General features: G+C 43.3%; 19 protein-coding genes. All 19 read left to right on the top strand.

The features are described 5' to 3' along the window. Positions 1-29: 29 nt before the first annotated feature. Complete coding sequence (locus HMPREF9624_RS06690; protein ID WP_009537100.1) at positions 30-506, top strand: DUF3990 domain-containing protein; 477 nt, start codon at positions 30-32, stop codon at positions 504-506. Beyond that, a complete protein-coding gene (locus HMPREF9624_RS06685) occupies positions 503-757 on the top strand; it encodes a hypothetical protein (protein WP_009428548.1) in 255 nt (84 codons plus the stop codon). The genes HMPREF9624_RS06690 and HMPREF9624_RS06685 overlap by 4 nt, the downstream gene beginning before the upstream one ends. Beyond that, entirely contained in the window at positions 750-959 is a 210-nt protein-coding gene (locus tag HMPREF9624_RS06680) for a DUF3791 domain-containing protein (protein ID WP_009537099.1), read from the top strand. The genes HMPREF9624_RS06685 and HMPREF9624_RS06680 overlap by 8 nt, the downstream gene beginning before the upstream one ends. Before the next feature lie 173 nt (positions 960-1132). Further along, on the top strand, positions 1133-1951 hold the full coding sequence (locus HMPREF9624_RS06675; RefSeq protein ID WP_009537098.1) for a TlyA family RNA methyltransferase: 819 nt from the start codon (positions 1133-1135) through the stop codon (positions 1949-1951). Between the two features lie 204 nt (positions 1952-2155). Continuing rightward, positions 2156-3535, top strand: a complete 1380-nt coding sequence (locus tag HMPREF9624_RS06670; RefSeq protein ID WP_009537097.1) for an ATP-binding protein — start codon at positions 2156-2158, stop codon at positions 3533-3535. A gap of 121 nt (positions 3536-3656) precedes the next feature. Then, positions 3657-4307: a GntR family transcriptional regulator gene (locus HMPREF9624_RS06665; RefSeq protein WP_009537096.1), complete on the top strand. Its 651-nt coding sequence runs from the start codon at positions 3657-3659 to the stop codon at positions 4305-4307. Between the two features lie 118 nt (positions 4308-4425). Further along, the gene (locus HMPREF9624_RS06660) at positions 4426-5826 is read left to right on the top strand and encodes a glycerophosphoryl diester phosphodiesterase membrane domain-containing protein (RefSeq protein ID WP_009537095.1); all 1401 of its coding nucleotides are present in this window, start codon (positions 4426-4428) and stop codon (positions 5824-5826) included. Positions 5827-6118: 292 nt separating this feature from the next. Beyond that, complete coding sequence (locus HMPREF9624_RS06655) at positions 6119-7417, top strand: L-cysteine desulfidase family protein (RefSeq protein ID WP_009537094.1); 1299 nt, start codon at positions 6119-6121, stop codon at positions 7415-7417. A gap of 204 nt (positions 7418-7621) precedes the next feature. Beyond that, positions 7622-8842, top strand: coding sequence for a dicarboxylate/amino acid:cation symporter (locus HMPREF9624_RS06650; protein ID WP_009537093.1), 1221 nt, complete (start codon positions 7622-7624; stop codon positions 8840-8842). Between the two features lie 387 nt (positions 8843-9229). Beyond that, on the top strand, positions 9230-10444 hold the full coding sequence (locus HMPREF9624_RS06645; protein WP_009537092.1) for an ATP-binding protein: 1215 nt from the start codon (positions 9230-9232) through the stop codon (positions 10442-10444). A 48-nt stretch (positions 10445-10492) separates the two neighbouring features. Further along, positions 10493-12106, top strand: a complete 1614-nt coding sequence (locus tag HMPREF9624_RS06640; protein WP_009537091.1) for a hypothetical protein — start codon at positions 10493-10495, stop codon at positions 12104-12106. Continuing rightward, a complete protein-coding gene (locus tag HMPREF9624_RS06635; protein WP_009537090.1) occupies positions 12091-12453 on the top strand; it encodes a hypothetical protein in 363 nt (120 codons plus the stop codon). The genes HMPREF9624_RS06640 and HMPREF9624_RS06635 overlap by 16 nt, the downstream gene beginning before the upstream one ends. Before the next feature lie 264 nt (positions 12454-12717). Then, a complete protein-coding gene (locus HMPREF9624_RS06630; RefSeq protein ID WP_009537089.1) occupies positions 12718-13407 on the top strand; it encodes a phosphoribosylaminoimidazolesuccinocarboxamide synthase in 690 nt (229 codons plus the stop codon). A gap of 259 nt (positions 13408-13666) precedes the next feature. Then, positions 13667-14146: a 5-(carboxyamino)imidazole ribonucleotide mutase gene (gene purE / locus HMPREF9624_RS06625; protein WP_009537088.1), complete on the top strand. Its 480-nt coding sequence runs from the start codon at positions 13667-13669 to the stop codon at positions 14144-14146. Between the two features lie 10 nt (positions 14147-14156). After that, entirely contained in the window at positions 14157-15446 is a 1290-nt protein-coding gene (locus HMPREF9624_RS06620) for an amidophosphoribosyltransferase (protein WP_036594897.1), read from the top strand. Further along, complete coding sequence (gene purM, locus HMPREF9624_RS06615) at positions 15437-16453, top strand: phosphoribosylformylglycinamidine cyclo-ligase (protein WP_009537086.1); 1017 nt, start codon at positions 15437-15439, stop codon at positions 16451-16453. The genes HMPREF9624_RS06620 and purM overlap by 10 nt, the downstream gene beginning before the upstream one ends. A 123-nt stretch (positions 16454-16576) precedes the next feature. Then, positions 16577-20248: a phosphoribosylformylglycinamidine synthase gene (locus HMPREF9624_RS06610; RefSeq protein WP_009537085.1), complete on the top strand. Its 3672-nt coding sequence runs from the start codon at positions 16577-16579 to the stop codon at positions 20246-20248. Next, the gene (purN, locus tag HMPREF9624_RS06605) at positions 20245-20850 is read left to right on the top strand and encodes a phosphoribosylglycinamide formyltransferase (RefSeq protein ID WP_009537084.1); all 606 of its coding nucleotides are present in this window, start codon (positions 20245-20247) and stop codon (positions 20848-20850) included. The genes HMPREF9624_RS06610 and purN overlap by 4 nt, the downstream gene beginning before the upstream one ends. Then, the gene (purH, locus tag HMPREF9624_RS06600; RefSeq protein WP_009537083.1) at positions 20847-22364 is read left to right on the top strand and encodes a bifunctional phosphoribosylaminoimidazolecarboxamide formyltransferase/IMP cyclohydrolase; all 1518 of its coding nucleotides are present in this window, start codon (positions 20847-20849) and stop codon (positions 22362-22364) included. The genes purN and purH overlap by 4 nt, the downstream gene beginning before the upstream one ends. The last annotated feature ends 72 nt before the right edge of the window (positions 22365-22436 follow it).

The following is a 22436-nucleotide window of genomic DNA, read 5'->3' as shown; positions in this document are numbered from 1 at the left end:
AAAATATCTATTTGAAAAAGGTGGTGGAGATGAAACTTTTTCATGGAAGTAATGTTATCGTGAATACACCTCGAATACTAACTAAACTTCGAGCTTTGGATTTTGGCGCAGGGTTTTATCTGACTTCCAGCAAAGAACAGGCGAGGAAATGGGCGAAAGCTGTCACAAGAAGAAGGGGAGAAGGAGATAGTATAGTAAATATCTATGAATTAGAGGATGAGTTTTACTCGAAACTGTCTATTTTGGAATTTCCAACAGCAAATGCGGAATGGTTGGATTTTGTAGTACAGAACAGAAAAGAAAAGCGTGTGAGTTCTTACGATTTAGTGATTGGACCTGTGGCAAATGACTCCACACTTCCGGTTATTGACGATTATATGGATGGAAAATATGATAAGGAAGAGGCCGTGAAGCGATTGTTGCCACAAAAACTGACAGACCAGTATGCATTTTTGACAGAAAAAGCGATTCGTTTTTTGACTTTTGAAGGGAGTGAAAAGGGGTGACCGAAGTTAATGCCAGAACAAGAGATTTTTTTGATCGGCAGGTAATCTATTTGATAAAAGCGAAATATGGCATGGAAGATATGAAAGCAATTCGCTCTTTTTTGTTTTCAGAAACATATCAAATGCTCTTGGACCCACTGACAGAGGTTTATAGCTTCAGCCCGCAGATTGTTTTTGAAATGTGGGAAAGTGAGATGATTACGGGAGATCCGCGTAATTCGCAGTACATACGAGGTGAAGAAAATGAGTAAAGAAGCTGAGTTTTTTATTTATCTCCTTGAGCGGTATGCGGATTACAAGAAGGAGAAGGCCAGTGAGATTTTAAAGATGTGGGATCAGAGCGGTATTACAAAGTTAATCTATGATTTATATGATATTTATCATGTAGAACGATTGGAAAATGCATTTGAGGATATTGATAAGCTTTTACAGAAAAAACTGGCGCAAGCATAAAACATTTTTCCTAAAAGGCTCGAATAGTGCAATTCGAGTACTTTTGGCTATTTATAACGAGTATTGCTCGTAAAGCGTGCGATATCTCGTTGATTGAAATGAAAAATAAACAGGTCCTTTTCAACATAGATTGTAATAACAAGATAAGGCAGGAATTAAAAGAAGGGAAGCAAATGGGAGAGAAGAAAGAGCGCCTAGATGTGCTTTTAGTGGAGAGAGGACATTTTGACAGCAGAGAAAAGGCGAAGCGTGCCATCATGGCGGGCCTTGTTTTTGTAAATGGGGAAAAGGAAGACAAGGCAGGAACGACCTTTCCTCTTACTGCGGAAATCTTAGTCAAAGGAAATCCCCTTCCCTATGTTTCCCGAGGGGGTCTAAAGCTGGAAAAGGCACTGAAGAGCTTCCCGATTGCGCTAAAAGACCGGGTTTGTATGGATATCGGGGCTTCTACAGGGGGCTTTACGGACTGTATGCTGCAAAATGGGGCAAAGGAGGTCTATGCCGTGGATGTCGGACACGGACAGTTGGACTGGAAGCTTAGAAATGACGAGCGAGTACACTGCATGGAAAAGTGCAATATTCGTTTCGTGGAAGAGACGGATCTTGGGGAAAAACCGAGTTTTTTCTCTATAGATGTGTCCTTTATCAGTTTAAAGCTCGTGCTTTCGGTGGTGAAAAGACTTGCAAGTCTTCCTGCGGAGGTGGTCTGCCTGATTAAACCGCAGTTTGAAGCGGGAAGAGAGCAGGTCGGGAAGAAGGGAGTGGTGCGGGATCCGAAGGTACATGAGGAAGTGATTCGCACGGTTCTCGAATTTGCGGCAAGCATCGGATTTTCCATAGAAGGCCTTAGCTTCTCTCCGATTAAAGGACCGGAGGGAAATATTGAATATTTGGCCTATCTTCGCTATGAAGGAGAAGAGAGCCGAAGCTTTCCGGAGGGAATGGAGGAGAAAATCCATGCCATTACGGAGGAGTCGCATAGGGCGCTGTAGCTTCAGCACATCCCGAATAAAGAAGTTCTTATTCTTAACACGTATCGTTCATATAGCGTGCGGTCATTCCATTGCGTATTACGAAGTATTAAAATTTTTTTCCGAAAACTCTTTATTCAGTTGTTTTATTCTTAGACTTTACATCTTGGAAAAGCTATGATAATTTTTATTCGGAAGAAACCGAATCGGAGGTGACCGAATAAAATGAAATTTATTGGAAGAGAGGAAGAAGTACGGAAAATCAAAGGCTTATACCAGTCTCCCGGCTTGGAAGTGCTTCTGTTATACGGAAGAAGGCGCATCGGAAAAAGCGAGCTGATGAAACATTCCATGCAGTTCTTTGAGGGGAAAAGGATTTATTACGAGTGTAAGCAGACTTCGGAAATGAATAATGTAGACAGCCTGGCGACTTTACTTTCGGAAGAGTTTGGCTACCCGAAGATTTCCTTTTCCGGCCTGGAGGAAGTGCTGGATTTTCTTTTTAAAAAGGCGATGGAGGAGAATATTCTTTTGATTTTAGATGAATATTCTTATCTTAGTGATGTGTTGAAGGGCATGGACAGTGTTTTGCAGGCACTGATTGATAAGTATCGAAACCGGAGTAAATTGAAATTGGCCTTGTGCGGTTCCTTTGTGGATACCATGCAGAAACTGATAGAAAAAGAGAATCCCTTATTCGGCCGTTTTGATTTGGTTTTAAAGTTGAAGCCCATGGATTACTATGATTCAGCACAGTTTTATCCCCATTTTTCCGATGAGGATAAGGTGAGGCTTTACAGCGTTTTTGGCGGAATTCCCTATTATAATCGTTTGATTCGGGAAGATAGGTCTGTAAAGGAGAATATTATAGAGTTGATTGCTTCTCCCGGTGCAAGACTGGAAAATGAGGTACTGATGTATCTTAAGTCAGAAATTGCGAAAATTGTGAATGCCAATGAAGTCTTTGAGGCTATGGCAAGGGGATTTTCTCGCTTTAACGATATCCTGTCTCAGTCCCATGTTTCCAGTGGTCCTAGCTTAGTGGATGTGTTGGATAAGTTGATTCGTATGGAGCTTGTTGAGAAGGCATCTCCTATTAATGATGAAAATAATCGAAAGAAATCAGGATATTATATCAGTGATCCCATGTCTTTGTTTTATTATCGATATATTTTCCGCTACAGCTCTCAGTTAAATGTGATGAATTCGGATATTTTCTATCAGCGATATATTCAGAATGACTTTGAAAATGCCTATGTACCGAAGCGTTTTGAGACGATAGGAAAACAATATTTAATTCGGCAGAATCGGGCAGGACTTATGGAGGAACCCTTTGAGAAAATAGGCAGGTACTACTACGACATTCCGAAAGAAAGGCGAAACGGAGAGTTCGATATTGTCACTTACGATCCTAAGGGCTATATTTTTTATGAAGTAAAGTTTCAAGATAAGCCTCTTAGCAAGGCAGAAATAGAAAAAGAGATAGCACAGGTGCAGGAATGCGGTCTACATTGCTATCGCTACGGCTTCCTTTCCAAAAGCGGATTTGAAGCAATTTCTCGGGAGGATGTGGTTTTGATTTCTTTAGAAAGTCTGTTTGCATAGTTTTCTATGGCAAGTTTTAGGATAAAAAAATCTTTCTCATCAGAGAAAATCCTTTCGGAGGCTTTTTTAGCCTCCTTTTTTACGCTATACTAGGACAGTTCAAAGAAATGAAGGGAGAACTATGGAAAAAAGTCTGAAAGATCAAGTATATGAATCTATTCTGGAGGATCTCTTTCAGGGAAATGTTGCTCCGGGGGATATTTTGAATGAGAAGGCGTTGCTGGAAAAATACCACTGCAGTAAGTCTCCGGTGCGAGAAGCTTTGATGGCTCTTTGTGCTGACGGCATACTAAAGAATATTCCCCGATACGGTTACGAGGTGGTGCGTCTCAGCAGGGAAGATATCTACGATATGCTGGCTTTCCGTTTTGTTTTGGAGCGGGGGGTGCTTTTGGAGTGCGGGGCAGAGCTTCGGGAGGAAGACTTTTTGGACTTGGAGAAAATCAATAGTCAGTGTAGTGAAAATGATACAGATGCCATGACCCACTGGAAGCATAACACGGAATTTCACCTTCGTTTGATTGCCTGTGTCCACAATGAATATATTACGGAGCAGCTGGAAAAATGCATGGCCAGACTGAAGCGGGCCTATTCCCAGTACTATTGGAAGAAGGACAAGGAAATTCTCTTCTCCATGGATACGGAGCACCATGTGGATATCGTATCTGCGTTACGAAATAAGGATGTGGATAAGGCCATTCGCTATTTGGAAGAGGATATACAGGACTTCGGAGAATATTCCGCCTATCGTTTAAAACTTCATTTTTCTTAAGCTGATTCAGGAAAGAAATGTGCGGTTTATTGAACGCAAAGGAGATATATTGTAAAAAATTTATTTCAAGTATTTACTAAGCAAATTTTAGAAAGGAACTTATGGAAAAAAAGAGGGCATGTGGAAACAGGTTTTTGGAACTTTGACATTTTGCAATCGCCATAAGTTCCTTTTTTTATCTATAGCCATTTTCTTGCAAATCGCTACCTTTGTGGGAAAGGAGCTATTGCAAACGCTGTTCCGGCTAACTTTGGTGCTGGTGGACTTACCCAATGTGGATCAGTACAATATTCGCTATTTTTTTACCAGTCCCAGAAGCCTCTTCATGGCTTTACTTTTTGCTTTTCTTTTAGCCTTCTTTTTTTATGTGGAAGTCTTCACTCTGGTGCAGGTGATTCTGGCGGCCAAAGAAGGCGCCCGGACTTCTTATCGAAAAATTCTCCGCACCTCCTTAAGCAGATTGAGAGATTTCAGCTATGGAAATGTATTGTTGTTTCTACTGTACATTCTCTGTACTGTGTCGGTGGCCGGTTTTATTCTAAGCTCTTCTCTGACGGATTCCTTTCGCATTCCGAATTTTATAACGGAAGAAGTAGGTAAGACTGTGGGAGGGCATATCGTTCTTTTTCTGTTGTTCCTCTTTTTTATGTACCTCAATATGCGACTGGTTTATACGGTGCCTTTAATGGGCTTAAAGGCGCAGAAGTTTAATAAATCGGTGCGGGAAAGCTTTGCCTACACGAAAAAAGGCGAAATCAGACTGTTTCTGACCCTCTTTTTGTATGAGTTTTTGCTGAGTTTGCTGGCAGCTCTTTTACTCTATTTGGCGGCTTTTCTCTTTACCCGCTTAGACCCGGAGGGAAAACTGGGCATCTTTCATTTTCTTTTCTTCCTGCTCTTTCGCTTTACCCGATTTTTCTTTGCGATTTTGTCAAAAATCGGATTTCTTTCCCTTTTGGTCAATACCCTTCCGGTGGAAGGCTCCGAGGGGGAAAATGCTTTTCTTGCCGAGGAACAAAAGTATAGCAAGGCCACCATTTTCCTCCTACTGGCTTTATTTGTTTTTCACAGTACCGTAGCGCTTATGGATTATATGGGGCGGGAGGTTAATACGGATGCGAAAATCATTGCCCATAGAGGGCTGGTTTCCGCCGGGGTGGAGAAGACCAATCCCCTGATGTCTTTGGACATTTCTCTGATGGAGGGGATAGAAGAGACTGCTCCGGAATGGAAGACCGGAGTAGTAATTCCTGTACAATTTGGAGATTTTGCTACGAAGCTTGTGGATTTTTATGCGATAGAGGACTCCTCCTATAACGGCTACTTGATGGGAGAGGTACAGGATATGGGGAAGGAATTTTATGTTTGGACCATCAATGAAGAGGATAAAATCTTGAAGTATCTGCAAAGACCGGTGGATGGCATAATCACCGATGACCCTGGGGAAGTTTTGCGATTGCGAAAGGATATGCTGGAGGATCGAAGTTATTACGGCATGTATGAACGCATGGCGGGGTAAGGTTCGGGCTCGGATTGCCCCTATTACAGCCTTATACTGCATAAAAAATTTGTAATATTTTAAAAACTGCTATGCAAATAGCACAAAAATAATGTTAAAAAATCATCAAAATCTCTCTAGTGCTTTTTAATCGTATTACTGATATGATTATAGTAGTTTAAAGGAAAAATACGGAGTATCGATACTTGCATAGGGGAAAATCTCAGGATTTCTTTCCTGAAGAGATGTTAACGGTATTTCTATAGAAGGAAATATAAATATTTTTAGAAAAATGTTTTAGGAGGGATGATTGGTGGAAGAGAGCTTGATGAACAATTATACGGAAATTCTGCTGAATGAGCTGGTTCCGGCCATGGGCTGTACAGAGCCTATTGCCATTGCTTATGCGGCTGCCGCAGCCAGAAAGCTTTTGGGCGAAGAGGTAAAGGAGATAAAGCTTTGCTGCTCCGGAAATATCATTAAGAACGTAAAGGCGGTTACCGTTCCCAACTCCGGCGGACAGAAGGGGATGCAGGCAGCGGCTATTCTCGGTGTTCTCGGAGGGGATTCCGACTTAAAGCTGGAGGTTTTATCCACTGTATCGGATGAGGATAGAGAGCAGTGCAGAAAGCTGGTGGATACCGGATTTTGCAAGGTGAGTTTTCAGGAGGATGGCCCTAAGCTTTACATTGCGGTAGAGCTTCTGTCCGAGAACCATAAGGTAAAGCTGGAGATTGCCAACCAGCACAGTAACATCATTTACATGGAAAAGGATGGGGAAGTTCTTTATAAAGAAGGGCATGAGGATAAGCAGGATGTGATTTCCGCAGGTGGAGACAGAAGTCTTATGTCTCTTCAGGGAATTTTAGACTATGCCAATGAAGTGGACTTATCCTTGGTGAAGCCTTCCTTACAAAGGCAGGTGGAGATGAACCTGGCGATTTCTCAGGAAGGTTTGGATAATGCCTGGGGCGCCAGTGTAGGAAAGACCATTTTGGAAACCTGGGGCTCAGATGTACGGGCCTGTGCCTGTGCAAGAGCGGCAGCAGGATCTGATGCCAGAATGAGTGGTTGTCCTCTTCCTGTGGTGATTAACTCCGGTTCCGGAAATCAGGGTATTACCGTCAGTATGCCCGTAGTGGAGTATGCCAAATCCCTTTCCATTTCCGAGGAGAAGATGTACAGAGCCTTGATTGTCAGCAATCTGGTATCTATCTACATTAAACACTATATCGGTGCTCTTTCCGCCTTCTGCGGAGCGGTAAGTGCTTCCTGCGGCGCAGGGGCCGGCATTACCTATCTCTGCGGGGGAAATTATCAGAAGATTGGTCGTACCATCAGTAATACTTTGGGAAATGTTGGCGGAATCGTTTGTGATGGAGCAAAGCCCAGCTGTGCGGCAAAGATTGCTTCCTCCGTCCATGCCGCAATTTTGGCTCACCACATGAGCATGAAGGATCAGGGCTTCCATGGGGGAGAGGGTATCGTGGAAGAAGACGTGGAAAAGACCATTAAGAACATGGGCTATATCGGAAAGGTGGGTATGCAGTCCACGGACAGAGAGATTTTGAAGGTTATGACCGACCAGGTAGATGTAGATACCTGTCTGTAAATCCCATTTTGTAGAGTGATGAAGCAAGGTAGAGGGAATAACACTTTTTCATTCGGGAATAAGGGATGCTTTCAGAATGTAACGATAGAGAAAATGGAGGCATCAGCCTCTTTTGTAGGAAGTCGTATCTATATCATGTATGAAATTCTATCATATCTAAGCTTGACATTTTACGACTACTTTTTTACAAGAAGGAGAAAAAGTATGGAAAAACAAGGATTTATTCATAGTCTGCCCTTTAAGCTTTTGGTGGCATTGGCTGTGGGCATCGGTATGGGCTTGGCTTTAAGCGGAATGGAGAATGCCGTATCTCATGCCATCTTAAACATTGTGGTAACCGTAAAGTATATTGCGGCACAGTTTATCAGCTTCTGTGTACCACTGATTATCATTGGATTTATTGCTCCCTCCATCACAAGACTGGGAAACAATGCTTCCCGTATGCTGATGGTAGCTTTATTCCTTGCTTATGTATCCTCTATTGGAGCGGCATTTTTTGCCACATTTTCCGGATACACCATCTTACCACACTTAAACATCAACCCTGATGTGGATGGTTTAAAGGAGCTTCCTGAGGTAGTATTCCAGTTGTCTATTCCTCAGATTATGCCGGTAATGTCTGCTCTCTTCCTTTCTGTATTGTTAGGTTTGGCAGCAGCTTGGAATAATTCCAAGATTATCACCCAGGCATTGGAAGAGTTCCAGAGTATCGTTTTATCCATCGTAACCAAGTTCGTTATTCCGGTATTACCTATTTTAATCGGTACTACCTTTTGTACTCTGGCTTACGAAGGAACCATTACCAAGCAGTTACCAATCTTCTTAATCATCATCATTATCGTAATGATTGGACACTACATTTGGCTGACTCTTCTTTACTCCGTTGCAGGAGCGTATTCCAAGAAGAACCCCATGAACATTATAAAGCACTATGGTCCTGCATATATGACAGCGGTAGGAACCATGTCTTCTGCAGCAACCCTTTCCGTAGCTTTAGAGTGTGCAAGAAAGTCTGAGCCAACCATCCGTGAGGATATGGTGGACTTCGGAATTCCTCTTTTTGCCAACATCCACCTTTGCGGATCCGTTATGACAGAGACCTTCTTCGTTATGGCGGTATCTAAGATGCTCTACAATGAGTTCCCTTCCGTAGAGAAGATGATTCTTTTCTGCCTCTTACTGGGCGTATTCGCAATCGGCGCTCCCGGCGTTCCCGGTGGAACCGTTATGGCTTCCTTGGGACTGATCACCGGTGTGCTTGGCTTTGATGAGACCGGAACCGCTTTGATGCTGACCATCTTCGCATTGCAGGATTCCTTCGGAACCGCTTGTAACGTAACCGGAGATGGTGCATTGGCACTGATTCTTACCGGATATGCAGAGAAGCACGGGATTCATCCCCAGAAGTTGGAGTCTGTACTGTAAGGGCTCTGTACTTTGGATGCGTGTTTGAGGCAAGAAAAAGTATCTAAAGAATCCTATGAACCATGATAGAAAATAAAAAATCTATCTATGGATATGGGGAAAATGCTAGAAAGTATGATGTAATAGTGATAGCGAAGTATATGGAAAAGAGACAGTTTAGGCTGTCTCTTTTTGCTATTCGGAGATAAACTTTTAGTAATTAGAAAGTTTTTCCGTATAGATAAGTAAATAATCTATAATTTATGGAAGTTTTTCCATGTGCCTGTGATATAATACGAAATGATAGAATAAAGGAAAATGATAGAAAAACCCAAGTTGAAAGAATTGCATAGGAATAGTTTAGAAAAAGTATGGGTAAATAAAGTAAACAAAGGAGTTAAGGATAGTATGGAAAAACAAAATAGAATTGAACGCCCTCAATATTTACAGGAGCTGGGCAAATATCGAGATACTCCCTTGGTAAAGATTTTGGCAGGAATTCGGCGTTGTGGGAAATCCACCATCTTAGAAATGCTAAAGGAAGAGCTTCTGGAAAGTGGAATTTCGACAGATCATATCCTTAGCTTTCGCTATACTTCGGAAGCACTGGAAGAGAATATGAGCAGTAAGGAAATGTACCTAGGAATCAAAATGCAGATGAAAGATAATGAACGTTATTATCTTCTGCTGGATGAGGTGCAGGAAGTGAGCGGATGGGAAAAGGCTATAAACAGCCTTTTGGAGGAGGAGAATACAGATATTTATGTTACCGGCTCAAATTCAAAACTGATGTCCGGCGAAATTTCCAGCTATTTAACAGGACGTTATATTATGATTCCTGTATACACCCTGTCTTTTTCTGAATATTTGCGTTTTAAGCAGGGAGACTCCCATTCTAAAAAAGATCTTTTATTAGAGTATATTCGCATGGGCGGTTTTCCGATTGTTGCTCGAAGCAACTTTGACGAAAGTTCTGCATATCAGATTGTTGAAGGCATATATAACTCCGTGGTTAATAGTGATATTACAAGAAGATACAATATTCAAAACCTGGATTTGTTTCATCGTGTTGTCAAATTTGTGGTGGAAAATGTGGGGAAAACCTTTTCCGCCAACGCCATCGCAAAGTTTTTAAAAAGTGAAGGGCGCTCCTTATCCATTGAATCTATATATAACTACTTAAGCTATTTGGAAAAAGCCTTCGTGATCTACCGTTGTCCAAGATATGACTTACAGGGAAAGTCTGTGCTAAAAACACAGGAAAAGTTTTATCTGGCAGATCCTTCTCTCAAATACTCTATTATGGGCTTCAATCCTAAGTCTATTGCTTCCATGTTGGAAAACTTAGTATATTTTGAGCTTAGAAGAAGAGGATATGATGTCTATATAGGAAAAAAAGAGACAAAGGAGATAGACTTTGTAGCAGTTCGTCGAGATGAGCAAATGTATGTGCAGGTTTGTCGCAACTTGCCGGAGGATTCGGATCGAGAACTGGCCAATCTTTTGGAACTTAAGGACCATTACCCCAAGTACATAGTGACTCTGGATGACTTGGCAGGGGGAAATGTTAATGGGGTTAAGATTGTTCATATGGCGGATTTTTTGCTGAGTGAGGAATACTAAATAAAGAATATAGCGAATGGTAAAGAAAAAAATCAAGGAGGATTATCCATGAATTGCAAGAAAAATAATATAAAATATCTTCGGCCCCTTATTGTTGCTATAGTAGCTATTCCTATCTTAGGTGTAATATTTGACATCGGGATTAGGTTCAAACTGCCTATACTCATTAAAATGGAGAACATTAGCGAATTTTCTTTAGCATTAATACAAATACAAGCTACCATCGCCACATTAATGCTCAGCATTATTGGTATTCTTTCAGGTGTCTTGTCAGATCAGTATATGGGGGTTTCGGTTAGCTATTATTTTTTAGAGATAAAACCACGTCCTTTAACTCATAAAAACATAATTTATGCAGAGTTTATATTATTGGTACTTAGCCTCATAGGCTATGTGTTTTTGTTATATAATTTTTTATTTTCTATATTTATATCTTCTTTGATTCTTATAGTTGTTTCTATAGAAGAGATATATGAAGTTTTTAAAGGGAAAGAATATGTTGAAGACAATATTAAAGAGTATATTAATAGTGAATTTAAAATTATAGAAGATACAAAGGTTAAAGAAGAGAAAGAAGTTAAAGAAAACATAGAAGATACAGAAGAAATAAAAAAAGGTGTAGAGATTGCTGGACAGTTTGTAGAACATTGGAAATCTATTGCATCATCACAAACAACAAAGGAATTTGAACAGTGTTCTATGATTTTTTGGAAAATTTTTACATTTCTTCTCCATAATAAAAAAATTGATAAGATTAATTCCTATACTGAGAGTATGGCATTATCTTTACTACAAGGTGAATCTCAATCTTGCAAATTAAGAGGATTATTGTTTGTGAATGATGTTTATAGAAAAGCAAGAGAATGGATTGAGAAGAAAGTAGAAGAAGAAAAGAAAGAATATATAAATCAACCAATAGATTTAATTGATAAAGTTTATGATTCTTGGTACTTTGCCTTGTGTTCAATAGATGCTGAAATCACAAAACAAACATTTATAGAGAGTTTTGGGGAATACGCTCATGATAAATATAATCCGCCTAAGTATCGTACTTTAAAGAAAAATAACTTGAATGTTAATTTTTATCATTGGTTTGATTTTTTCTCTAGAAATGTTTTATATATAAATTTATTCGTAAAACATAGGCATGATATTTTGCAGGAAAGAATCAATTTTCTAGCAAAAATATTGGGAAACTATGTAACAGAGCAAAGTCGAAAGCTATACTATTTTGATTTTGAATATTGGCAGAAATTAATTACTGATAATTTAAATATATATGGAGATGAATTATTTTATAAAATGAAAATTAATGTCTCAGAGGAAAAAAAAGACTCTTATTACGATTCTATAGTAGAAAGAAATTTTTATATTTGTGTTGGATATATTTTAAATGGCCTAACTAAATTAGTAATACAAGGATGGTTTCCAGAGGAAAAAATAGATAAAGTTTGTCGATATAATTTATTACATTGTATGTCCATTCATTTTTTTATGTATTATATAATTAAAAATCGTATTAATGAAGCTGAAATAGAGCAAATTGACGGGGTTATTACAGAAAAAAATTCATCAAAAGTCTCATTAACTTTTATGATGTTCATACTTGTATTGGTTTGGAGAATAAACTTTTGTTGGATATACAAATGGAAAAGGAGCTAGAAAAGATACCATATAGATTTTCTGAACTTTATCCTACAGTCGAAGATGAAGATAAGTTAATTGTTTGGAGCTATTTTTTATATGTTGCTGTAACAATTGATATGAAACAACACAATTCTAAAAATATATTAGCGGATTTGACTCAAACTCATGATTTTAAGAATATAAATAAAAAATTAAATAAAAAATTAAATAAAAAATTAAATGAAGAAATATATTTAAAACAAGAATTTACTCATCTTCACAAATACTTATCTGAAAATGAATTAAGCGATAGTGAAGCTCAGGACTTAACTAATAGGATGATCGCATATTTAGATGCTGCTAAAAAATCCAAAGAAAAATAATGTAGGCAAAGTTTTCAGAAAACCCCTTGACAAAAAGCTGGACATGATGTTTGATGGTGGCGTAATTCGAACTAATTCCCACGAATAAATCACGAGAGAAAGTGTATCTAGGGTTCCGGTCAAGCTGGTCCGAGCGATACACATACTGCACGGCAGTATGACACCTTAGGGATAAAAGCCCCGGAGGCAGGTTTCACTTGAAGCCTGCTTCCGAGGCTTCATTTATTTCTGGAGAACCATTTCAGTGAGTTTAAGGAGGAATTTATGCAGAAGATTTACACCGGAAAAACGAAAGATGTTTTTAAACTGGAAGACGGGAATCTGGTTTTAAAGTTTAAAGACGATGTCACCGGAGAGAACGGCGTTTTTGATCCGGGGGCAAATGCCGTTGCCCTGACCATCGAGGGGGTTGGAAAAGAGGATTTAAAGTGCAGTAAGTACTTTTTTGAGCTCTTAAGAAAGAACGGCGTGAAGACACATTATGTGGATGCAAACGTAGCGGAAAATACCATGACCGTGCTGCCCTGTGAGGTCTTTGGAAAGGGGCTGGAAGTGATTGCCCGCTTTATTGCAACAGGCTCTTTCATCCGCAGGTACGGGGCATACATTCAGGACAAAACCGTGCTTCCCGGGACTTTCGTAGAAGTCACCTTAAAGGATGATCAAAGAAACGACCCGCCGATTTCTGAGGATGCTTTGGATATGCTCGGGATTCTTACGAAGGAAGAATACAAAGAGCTGAAAGAAAAGACCAAAGAGATTACCGGAATCATTAAAGAGGATCTGGCAAAGAAGGGGCTGACGCTCTACGACATTAAGCTGGAATTCGGACGGCATAATGGAGAAGTGATTTTAATCGATGAACTATCCGGCGGAAATATGCGTGTTTTTGACGGAGACAGCTATGTAGAGCCCTTAAAGATATATTCGTATTTAGATAAAGGAACTGTATAAAAGAGGAAATGAAGGAACAGTTTTCCCCTGTACAGGTCAATATCGGGAGTCCTTCCCGAGAAGGCCTGTACAAAGGACTGTCCTAGCCCTCTTTTTACAGTTCTTTTCTTGTTTCTAAAGAGTATTATTCCTGATGAGTTTAGCCGGCAAGGCGCGGGGGAGCTCGCTCTGAACCGGTGCTGTATGCGAATCTGTAGATATCTTATTTATGAAAGTGATCGTGTAATTGTGTTCGCTAATCCCTTTTGAAAGGAGAAGTATGAAAGTTGCTTTGATTATGGGAAGTATTTCCGATGAGGAAATTGTAAAAAAGTCTGCCGCTGTTTTGAAGGATTTTTCCGTGGAATATGACTGCCGTGTGATTTCAGCCCATCGTTCTTTGAATCTTGTTTTGGATTACGTAGAGAGCATGGAGCAGAATAAGATTGATATTATCATTGCCTTTGCCGGAAAGGCGGCACACCTTGCCGGCGTACTGGCCGGACTATCTATCAAACCGGTAATCGGGGTACCTGTGCAGTCCTCCTGCCTGGACGGTATGGATGCGTTACTTAGTACGGTACAGATGCCGAAAGGCGTTCCGGTTGCCACCGTTGCCATCAATGGGGCGGAAAATGCAGCCATTCTTGCTATAGAGATGCTGGCGTTGTCCAATCCGGATTTAAAAGAGAAGCTTAGACAATACAAGGAAAAAATGAAGCAGTCCGTTCAGGAGATGAATGAGCGGATCTCTCTCTAGGAGGTGCGATGTGAGCGGACTGTGCGGCATTTTTTCTTTTGATAAAAAGAACGATATTACCGACCTTCTGGAGGTGGGACTCTATGCATTGCAGCATAGGGGACAGGAGGGGTTCGGCATCACTACCATGGAGGGGCAAAGAGTCTGTGAATTAAAGCGGAAGGGCATGCTTTCAGAAGTACTAAACCAACAGATTATCGAGGATATCTGCGGATCGGCCGGTATCGGTTTTGTGAAATATCTTTTTTCCCACAATACCAAATATGAGCCGATGATGCCCTTCGTTTACCAGACAGACCATGGCAACTCCATGATTGCCCTGGACGGCACCATCTTAAATCGAAATTTTAATTTCTGCGAGCTTGTGAATAAGATAAACGGCCCCTTAGAGAGCTTTCAGGACTATATGGAAAGCTTAAAGGGAACCTATAATCTCATTTACATTGATGAGGGGAAAATGCTGATTGCCAGAGATCCTTACGGCATAAAACCGATGTGTTTCGGGAAGTTACAGGATACCTTTATTGCCGTTTCCGAAAGCTGTGCCTTGGATGCGATGAATGGGGAGTTTCTACAGGATGTAGAACCGGGAACAATAGTTCTTGTAGAAAATGGGGATTATTCCGTTCATCATTTTTCTAAGAAGCCCCACCATCTCTGCCTCTTTGAGATGATTTATATTGCACGCCATGATTCCATTATCGACGGGGTGAGCGTTTATCAGGCGCGCTATAAGACGGGAGAGCGGCTCTATGAGGAGTGCCCCACAGAGGCGGATATCGTCATCGGCTCTCCCGATTCCGGTTTGATTGCCGCGAAAGGCTATGCGAAGGCATCAGGCATTCCCTTCGTGGACGGAATTTTGAAGAATCGATACATTCAAAGAACCTTCATAAAACCCACACAGGAAGAAAGAGTCAGCAGTGTCAATATCAAGTTAAATGCGATTAAAGAAAACCTGCAGGATAAACGGGTGATTCTGGTAGATGATTCCATCGTCCGGGGGACGACCATGAAGAGAATCATTAAGATTTTAAAGGATGCCGGGGCAAAGGAAGTCCATATCCGGGTTGCCAGCCCCAAGGTGGTTTCCAACGATATCTATGCGATTGATATTCCGAAAAACGAGCAGCTGATTGGCTACAACAAGACGGTAGAAGAGGTTCGGGACTATATCGGCTGTGACAGCCTCTATTATCTGAGTCTGGAGGGACTGGAAGATTGCTGCGGTAACAAGGGCTATTATGAAAAATATTTTACAGGAGTGGATATTTTCCAAGAGGAGGCGGTATGGCACTAAGCTATAAGGAGGCGGGAGTCGACAAAGAGCAGGGTTATAAAGAGGTGGGACTGATTAAGAAGTTTATCAAAGAGACCTATACTCCCGGTGTTTTATCGGATTTGGGGGGCTTTTCAGGTCTGTTTTCCTTGGAAGAGGAGAAGCTTTCCCATCCTGTTCTGGTATCCGGTACAGACGGTGTGGGAACAAAAGTGGTACTGGCGCAGAAGCTGGATAGACACAAGACCATCGGCATTGACTGTGTGGCAATGTGCGTGAACGACATTCTCTGTCAGGGAGCAAAACCCTTATTTTTCTTAGATTATATTGCCTGCGGAAAACTCCACGCAGAGAAGATGGCAGGGATTGTGGAAGGGGTTGCGGAAGGTTGTAAAAGAGCAGGAGCGGCGTTAATCGGAGGAGAGACCGCGGAGATGCCTGGGGTGTATCGGGAGGAGGACTATGACCTTGCCGGATTTGCTGTGGGGATTGTTGACCGGGAGAAGATTATTGACGGCAAGCAGAAAGTGAAGGAAGGGGATCTTATCCTGGCACTTCCCTCTTCCGGAATCCACAGCAACGGTTTTTCTCTGGTTCGGAAAATCATTTTTGACAAGATGCACTTGGATTTGGAAAAGGAGCAGATTTCCGGAAAAAGCCTGGCAGATATTTTATTGGAACCGACTCGCATCTATGTTCGGGAAGTGCTTCCGGTGCTCAATACGGTAGATGTACACGCCATGGCCCACATTACCGGAGGAGGATTCCCGGAGAATCTGCCCCGGGTTTTACCGGAAGGACTTTCGGTGCTAATCGACGAAAGCGCTTTGCCCCGTCTTCCTATTTTCAGCAAATTGCAGGAGTGGGGAGAATTAAGTCGGGAGGAAATGTTTGGCACCTTCAATATGGGGGTAGGCTTTACCCTTTTTGTAAGGAAAGAGGACGAGAAGAAAGTTTTATCCATGCTCCCGGAGGCAAGGCGAATCGGAGAAGTTGTTCGGGGAAAGGGAGAAGTGACCATTCAGTAGCCGCCGTAGAAGTGAGCATTTAGTAGCCGCAGGAAAAGTGAACATTCGGTAGGCACCGAAGAAGTGACAATTGAATAGACGCCGGAGGATTTCCGGTAATTAATATGTGGGAAAAGGTGGACTATGGATAAACGTATTTTTGTGCGAAAGAGAGAGCAGTACCGGCAGGAAGAGGAAAAACTGGTAGAGGAATTGTTCCGCAGCCTTTCTATCCCTGTGAAAAGCGCAGCCATTTATCAGATTTATGACGTGTATTCTATTGAAGAAGAAGTATTGAAACGGGCGGAGCAGTCCGTGTTTTCCGAGGTAATGGTGAACGAAGTTTTCGAAGAGCTGCCGCTTCAGGAAGGCTTTTATTTTGCTTATGAAACCTTGCCGGCACAATTTGACCAGCGGGCAGACAGTGCGATGCAGTGTATTCGACTCCTGGATGCGGAAAGTAAGGCATTTGTGCGCTCCGGAACCTTGCTTGTTTTTGACCGGGTTCTTAATCCCTCGGAATTGGAGAAGATTTCTAAATATCTGGTGAATCCCATTGAGTCCCAAGAGAAGGACATGTCCCTTCTTTCTTTCTCGCCGGATGCAGAGAGAAAAGAAATGCGGGATATGAGCGGTTTCCGTAGGCTCGGAAGAGAAGAACTTGCTGCTTTAAAGACAGAGATGAATCTTTCCCTTTTGATGGAAGACCTTCTCTTTATTCAGGAATTTTTCAGGGTAGAAGAAAGAGACCCAAGCGAAACGGAGCTTTACGTATTGGATTGCTACTGGAGTGACCACTGTCGGCATACTACCTTTGAGACGGAGCTGGATAAGATTTCCGTGGAGTCTAAGCATTTTCAGAAGGAAATGGAAGAGGCCATGCAGGAATACCTGAGCCTTCGAAAGGAACTGGGGACGGAGAAACCGATTACTCTTATGGATATGGCGACCATTGTGGGAAAGTATCATCGGCTCATTCTAAAGGATCAGACCGTGGAAGTCAGTTCCGAGAACAATGCCTGTTCCTTCTTTACGACCGTAGAGCATGATGGGAAGGAAGAGCAGTGGCTCATTCAGTTTAAAAATGAAACCCACAATCATCCGACGGAAATTGAGCCCTTCGGGGGAGCCAGTACCTGTATCGGCGGAGCGATTCGAGACCCCTTATCCGGACGGAGCTTCGTTTATCAGGCGATGCGGATCAGCGGAGCGGGAAATGTGCTGGAAGGGCGGGAAAAGACCCTTTCCAATAAGCTTCCTCAGGCGGAGATTTCGAAGAAAGCCATGCAGGGCTATTCCTCTTACGGAAATCAAATCGGCCTGGCCACGAGTTTCGTCCGGGAATTGTACGATGATTCCTATGTGGCAAAGCACATGGAGGTGGGCGCGGTAGTGGGGGCAAGTCCGGTTGAAAATGTGCGAAGAGAGCTTCCCGCGCCGGGGGATATTGTGGTTTTAATCGGCGGTCGAACCGGTCGGGACGGCATCCAGGGTGCATCCGGCTCCAGTGTGGTGCATACCAGTGCCTCTCTTCACACCATGGCTTCCCAGGTACAGAAGGGAAATGCGCCGGAAGAGCGGAAGATACAAAGACTTTTCCGTCGTCCGGAAGTCTCCCGCCTGATTAAAAAATGTAATGATTTCGGTGCCGGCGGGGTTGCCGTTGCTATTGGAGAAATCAGTCCCGGAATGGAGATTCATCTGGACAAGGTGCTTCTCAAGTATCAGGGCTTAAATGCCACGGAAATTGCCATTAGTGAATCCCAGGAAAGAATGGCGGTGGTGGTTTCGGAAAAGGACTACACTTCTTTCGTAAAAGCCTGTGAAGAGGAAAATATCGAATATGCCCATGTGGCGACGGTAACCGATCGAAATCGACTGGAAATGTTTATGGGAAAGGAAAAGGTGGTGGATTTAAAGGCCTCTTTCCTGGAGACCTCCGGGGTACGGCAGCATAGAGAGGCTGTTTTAATAGATCACCCTGAGGAGAATCCATTCCTCCATCATGGCTTTCATAAAGACGACGCTGTAAAAGAACTTTCAGAGAAAAATGTGGCGTCTCAGAAGGGGCTTGCTACGAACTTTGACAGCAGTATCGGGGCAACAACGGTGCTGATGCCCTTTACGGGAAAGGAAGAATTAACGCCGGTGCAGGCTTCCGTACAGGCGCTTCCCACTCTTGGATTTGATAGTGATGTGGCGACCGTTTTAACTTACGGCTTTATTCCGAAGATTTCCCACTATTCTCCCTTTTTATCCGCGCTTTATTCGGTTCTTCTCTCCGTGGCAAAGGTCTATGCGGTAGGAGGAGACAGAAAGACCCTCTATCTTTCCTGTCAGGAGTACTTCGAGAAGCTGGGAACAGATAGCAAGAAGTGGGGCATGGCGACGGAAGCGTTACTGGGCGCATTGCACGCCGAGAGAGCCTTGGGAATCTCCGCTATCGGGGGAAAGGACAGTATGTCCGGTACCTTTAATGATCTCCATGTGGTAGAAACTTTGATTTCCTTTGCTTGCAGTACGGTGAAAATAGAAGAGGTGCTTACACCGGAGCTGAAAAACTGCGGAAACACCCTTTATTTCTTGCCGCTCGTTAAGGACGAGAGAGGCTTTCCGAATATAGCGGAGACGGTAGCGCAGTATGATCTCCTGCACCGCTACATTACAGAAAAGAAGGTCTGCTCCGTCTATGTTTTAGAGGAAGGTTCCGCCTTTTCCGCCCTTTACAAGATGGCAGTAGGAAATGATTTAGGTTTTCACGTCACGATGGAAGACCTTGCAGACTTTCAGCCGGGCTCCATGGTTATTGAGGCGAGTGCTTCCGACCTGCCTTTCCGTAAGATCGGAACGGTGGAAGAGGACATTCTTGCGAATGGTGAGCCATTGGATAAGAAGACTTTGCGGAGAGCCTATACCGGCACCTTTGAAAAGCTTTATCCGGAGTATGTGAATTTGGAGAAGGGAAATTGTGAGAACCTGTCCAAAGAGACGGAAAGAGAGTTTTTCTCTCCGGAAAAGGTGGAGCAGGTGAAAGTCCTGATTCCTGTCTTTCCGGGAACGAATTGCGAGTATGACAGCGCCCGCGCCTTCCAAAAGGAGGGAGCAGAGGTGGAGACGGTCATTATCCGGAATAAAAGAGAGCAGGATTTAAAGGAAAGCATGGAAGAGTTTGTGGAGAAGCTGGATAGCGCTCATATCCTGATGCTTGTGGGCGGCTTTTCCAGCGGAGATGAGCCGGACGGCTCTGCCAAGTTTATTGTGAATTTCCTGAGAAATGAGAAGGTGAAAGAGGCGGTTCATAGCCATTTAAAGAAAAAGCGCCTCATTCTTGGAATCTGTAACGGCTTCCAGGCCCTCTTAAAATCCGGCTTACTTCCCTATGGAGAGATTCGGGATCTCAGTGAGGAGGATTTAACGCTGTACCATAATGATTGCATGCACCATGTATCCACTACCGCCTTTACCAGGGTGTCCAATACGAACAGTGCGTGGACACGGCATTTCCGTATAGGAGAGATGCATGACGTGGTCTTTTCTCATGGCGAAGGGAAGCTTGTAGGAAAATCCATTGAGAAGTGGAAGCATCTTGCGGCGTTCCAGTATGCGGACTTTGACGGAAATGCAAGTCTGAACGGAAAGTTCAACCCGAACGGCTCTTTGTACGGTATCGAGGGCATGGTTTCGGAAGACGGCTTGATCCTCGGGAAAATGGGACACAGCGAACGCTATGGCGAGGGACTGTATCGGAATCGTCGAATTCCGAATCCCCAGAATCTGTTTTACAGCGGAGTACAGTATTTTAAGGGAGCAAAATGAAGAAAATAGCAGTATTTATTTCGGGAGGAGGAACGGATCTACAGTCCCTTATCGATTCGGTGCATGAAAAGAGCGGCATAATCCGCCTTGTGGTTTCCAGTCGGGGGGATGCCTATGGACTGGAAAGAGCGAAGAGGAAGGGGATAGAGACTATGGTGCTTCCGAAAGGGGACTATGACAGCGCGCTTTTGGAAGAGTTGAAAAAGAGAGAAGTGGAGTGGATTGTGCTCGCCGGCTTTTTAAAGATTCTATCTCCGGAGCTAATCCGCCATTTTCCCCGGCATATTGTAAATATTCATCCTTCTCTGATTCCTGCCTTCTCCGGCCCCGGGTTTTACGGGATGCGGGTGCATGAGGCGGTGTATCGCGCCGGAGTGAAATGGACCGGTGCGACGGTGCATTTTGTCAGTGAGGTAGTGGACGGCGGGGCAATCCTACTACAGGAGGTGGTTCCCGTTTTGGAAGCAGAGGGTCCGGAAGAGATTGCCGGAAAGGTCTTGGAAGTGGAGCATCGCATTCTACCGTCTGCTGTGAGAGCGTGTTTGGAAGATCGGGTGTTTTGGCAGGGAGAACGTGCCTTTATTCGGGAGGAAAAAGTATGAAAACTGCATTAATCAGTGTGTTTGACAAGAGTGGCATTGTGGAATTTTGTAAAGGCTTAAAGGATCTGGGCTTTCAGCTGATTTCCACGGGGGGAACCTATCAATTATTGAAAAAAGAAGTGGAAGTGAAAGAGGTTTCCGAACTGACCGGTTTTCCGGAAATTTTGGATGGGAGGGTGAAGACGCTGCATCCCCGCATCCATGCCGGAATCCTGTATCGAAGAGAAAGCGCATTGCATCAAAAAACCGTGGAAGAACTGGGAATCGACTCCATTGACCTTGTGGTAAACAATCTTTATCCCTTTGAAAAGGTACTTAAGAGGGAAGGGGTAAGTGAGGAAGAGCAGGTGGAAAATATCGATATCGGCGGACCTTCCATGATTCGCGCCGCGGCAAAGAACTTTCGGGATGTTCTTGTGGTGACCGATGCAGGAGATTATGAAGAGGTGCTTCTTCGCCTTCGGGAGGGAAAAAATGACCTCTCTTATCGGGAGCAAATGGCGGCAAAGGCCTTCCGTTATACCGCCTATTATGATGCTTTGATTGCAGAGTACTTTAATAATCGGCTTTCTGTATCCGCTCCGGAGTACCTGAGCATGAGCTATCGCTTGGGCACAAGCCTAAGATATGGGGAGAATCCCCACCAGAATGCCGCATTTTACGAGAAGGTATACGAGGAGAATCCGGCAGAGTGGAAGCAGCTTCACGGAAAGGAGCTGTCCTACAATAATTATACGGATATGTATAATGCGGTTCGCTTTGTAAAGGAATTTTCCGAGCCGGCAGTGGTGGGCACCAAGCATAACAATCCTGCCGGAATAGGAATCGGGGAAACGATTGATGAAGCCTTCGATAAGGCCTATGCCTGTGATGCAACTTCTCTCTTCGGAGGAATTTTCGCCTTGAATCGACCGGTGACCAAGCATATTGCAGAAGTCTTACATTCCTTCTTTATGGAAATTGTGATTGCACCGGCTTATGAGGAAGAGGCCCTTGCCATTTTGGAAGAAAAGAAAAATCTTCGGGTGATTGTGATGCCGAACTTGTCCACCTTCTCCCTTCCAAAGAAGACAGTGAAAGAAGTGCTGGGAGGCATTCTGGTACAGGATTATGACAATGCGGATCTTTCGGAAGAAATGGAAGTGGTCAGTGCGCGGAAGCCCACAGAAGAGGAAATGCGGGATTTGCTTTTTGGATTTAAGGCGGTAAAAATGGTTGCTTCCAATGGTGCGGTACTGGTGAAAGACGGCGCGACTCTCGGAATCGGTCAGGGCCAGGTACGACGCACCTGGGCAGTGGAGGATGCCCTTTCCCATGGAGAAGGCAAACACTCCGGGGCGGTTCTTGCCTCCGACGGCTTCTTCTTTGCCGATACGGTGGAGCTTTTGCAGAAACACGGCATCCGTGCGGCAATCCAGCCAGGAGGCTCCGTGAAGGATCCGGAAGTGATTGCACTCTGCGATCAGTACGGGATTGCTTTGGTGATGACTCATATTCGGCATTTCAGACACTAAGAGAAAAGAAGAATTGGAGGAATGTGGATTCCATGGGATTCTGATGTCAAGGAACGCAGATTTCAAGGGAAT

Origin of the sequence: Oribacterium asaccharolyticum ACB7 (genome assembly GCF_000238075.1) — a bacterium.
Lineage (GTDB): Bacteria > Bacillota > Clostridia > Lachnospirales > Lachnospiraceae > Oribacterium > Oribacterium asaccharolyticum.
Note: the sequence above shows the minus strand (reverse complement) of the source record. Positions and strands in the feature narration are given on the sequence as shown.